Raw genomic sequence first — 2,117 nt, forward strand, 5'->3', positions numbered from 1 at the left:
CCGCGGGTCGGTGGCCGGGTGGTGGCCGACGGGCCCGCGGTGCCGGACGTGCCCGGAGTGTTCCTGCTCGGCTACGGCGACTGGTGCGGCGCGGCCTCGGCGACCCTCATCGGGGTCGGACAGTGGGCGAAGGCGGCGGTGGCCGCCGCTCTCGGCCGGTGATCAGGCCTTGAGGCGCGCGACGATCTCGACGAACTCCTCCGCGTAGCCCAGATGGGTCCGCAGGCGCTCGAGCCGCTCGGTGGCCACGTGTTCCTGCTGATCCTCGTCGTCGTCCTGGGCGACGTCGTCGGGTTGATCCCGATGGCCGCGCTGGTCGCCGTGATGATCATGGTCTCGGTGGGGACCATGGACTGGCACTCGATCCGTCCCCGGACCCTGCGGCTGATGCCGCTGTCGGAGACGCTCGTCATGGTGGTCACCGTGACGGCGACGGTGTGGACCCACAACCTCGCGATCGGCGTGATCCTCGGGGTGGTCACGGCGATGATCATGTTCGCGCGCCGGGTCGCGCACATGACGACCATCGAGAAGGTCGCCGAGCTCGACACGGACCACGACGGGGCGGTCGACACCCGCACGTACCGGGTCACGGGGGAGCTGTTCTGGGCCTCGAGCAACGATCTCGTGTACCAGTTCGACTACTCCGGCGACCCCGGGCACGTGGTGCTCGACCTCACCGACGCCGACATCTGGGACGCCTCGACCGTCGCCACGCTGGACGCCGTGCAACAGAAGTACGCGGCCAAGGGCAAGACGCTGTCGGTGATCGGACTCGACGGTGCCAGCCAGGAGCGGCTCGAGAAGCTCTCGGGCACACTCGGCGCCGGGCACTGAGCCGGGGCCGTTCCCCCGCAGGTCCCTGGGTTCGCGGTCAGCTGATCGTGACGCCGCCGGTCGGGCCCGGTTGGCCGTCGGCCCCCGTGATCCACCACAGTTCGAGCTCCAACTCGCGCTTGGTCCCGGAGTCCTTGGGGGTGTCCTTGATCTCGATGTCGAGCCGTACGGTGTCGGGGACCTCGATATCGAGGCTGTTGCCGTCCTGGTCGAAGGTCACGGTGCCGGACCGGATGCGCTCGGCCAGTGTGGCCAGCAGGTCCGCGACGGCCTCGCGCGAATAGGTGTCCTTGCTGCGGAGAAGTCGGGTGGAGAGGCTCATGATCTGATCATCCGCCGTTGTCGCGTGCGTCGGAAGGCTTCCGGAAATATCGATGGGCGTCTATATTGATGGTTGTCGATACGAGGCTTGGAGGCCGACATGTCCCGATCCGTGCACGACGCTCCTCTTCCTGAACTGCTCATGCCCCAGACGCAACTCCAGCGCGACGCCCGCGAGCTGGCCCGGCACTACGAGGGCGTGTTCAGTCCACAGACCGTCGAGCGCGTGGTGTTCGAGTCCTATGCCGCGTTGCGTCGAACCGCGCGGGTCACCACCCATCTCCCGTCGCTGTCCCGCCGCTTCGCGACCGACCGGCTCAAGGCCCTCGCGCAGGCAGAGGGGTGGGTCGCCAAGGACGTCCCCGAGGTGCTCTTCATCTGCGTCCAGAACTCGGGGCGCTCCCAGATGGCCGCGGCTCTCATGGCGGACCGGTCGGAGGGGCGGGTCCACGTCCGGTCCGCCGGCTCGCTCCCGGGGTCCGGGATCGACGAGAACTGTCGGGCGGCCATGGCCGAGATCGGACTCGACCTGACCTCGGAATACCCCAAGCCCCTCACCGATGACGTGGTGGCGGCCGCCGACGTGGTGATCTCCATGGGGTGCGGGGACGCCTGCGCCGTCTACCCGGGCAAGCGGTACCTGGACTGGGACGTCTCGGACCCCGCCGGCCGGGAGCTCGACCGCGTCCGTTCCATCCGCGACGACATCGACGCCCGGGTCCGGAGGGCCCTGCCGGAGATCATCGGCATGACGCCCGCGACCGCCTCGGGTGCCCCGTCCACCGAGGGGGCACCGACACCATGACCACGACCATCACCGTCTTCGAACCCGCACTCTGCTGCTCGACTGGGGTGTGCGGACCGGATGTGCCCGCCGAACTCCTGGAGTTCTCCGCGAACTGCGACTGGCTCGCCGCGGCGGGGACCCCGGTGGAGCGGCTCAACCTGGCCGCCGAGCC

Annotated in this window: 3 protein-coding genes and 2 pseudogenes; 4 read left to right on the forward strand and 1 reads right to left on the reverse strand. The window is 69.3% G+C overall.

The genetic code is table 11. The features are described 5' to 3' along the window. Both G6027_RS18625 and G6027_RS04995 read left to right on the forward strand, forming a co-directional pair. Positions 1–162: pseudogene (locus G6027_RS18625) on the forward strand (pyridine nucleotide-disulfide oxidoreductase); the annotation flags it as partial. A gap of 87 nt (positions 163–249) precedes the next feature. Beyond that, positions 250–837, forward strand: a pseudogene (locus G6027_RS04995) (STAS domain-containing protein); the annotation flags it as partial. A 37-nt stretch (positions 838–874) separates the two neighbouring features. On the opposite strand, the gene G6027_RS05000 reads toward G6027_RS04995, so the two are convergent. Continuing rightward, a complete protein-coding gene (locus G6027_RS05000) occupies positions 875–1,159 on the reverse strand; it encodes an amphi-Trp domain-containing protein (protein ID WP_182635948.1) in 285 nt (94 codons plus the stop codon). A gap of 99 nt (positions 1,160–1,258) precedes the next feature. On the opposite strand from G6027_RS05000, the gene G6027_RS05005 reads away from it, so the two are divergent. Together G6027_RS05005 and G6027_RS18630 are read left to right on the forward strand one after the other, a co-directional pair. After that, complete coding sequence (locus tag G6027_RS05005) at positions 1,259–1,963, forward strand: arsenate reductase ArsC (protein WP_182635950.1); 705 nt, start codon at positions 1,259–1,261, stop codon at positions 1,961–1,963. After that, positions 1,960–2,117, forward strand: a 158-nt coding sequence (locus G6027_RS18630; protein WP_241726831.1) for an arsenic metallochaperone ArsD family protein, incomplete at its 3' end; no start/stop codon positions are given. The genes G6027_RS05005 and G6027_RS18630, both read left to right, overlap by 4 nt.

The sequence above is a fragment of the Dietzia sp. SLG310A2-38A2 genome, from assembly GCF_014145095.1.
Lineage (GTDB): Bacteria > Actinomycetota > Actinomycetes > Mycobacteriales > Mycobacteriaceae > Dietzia.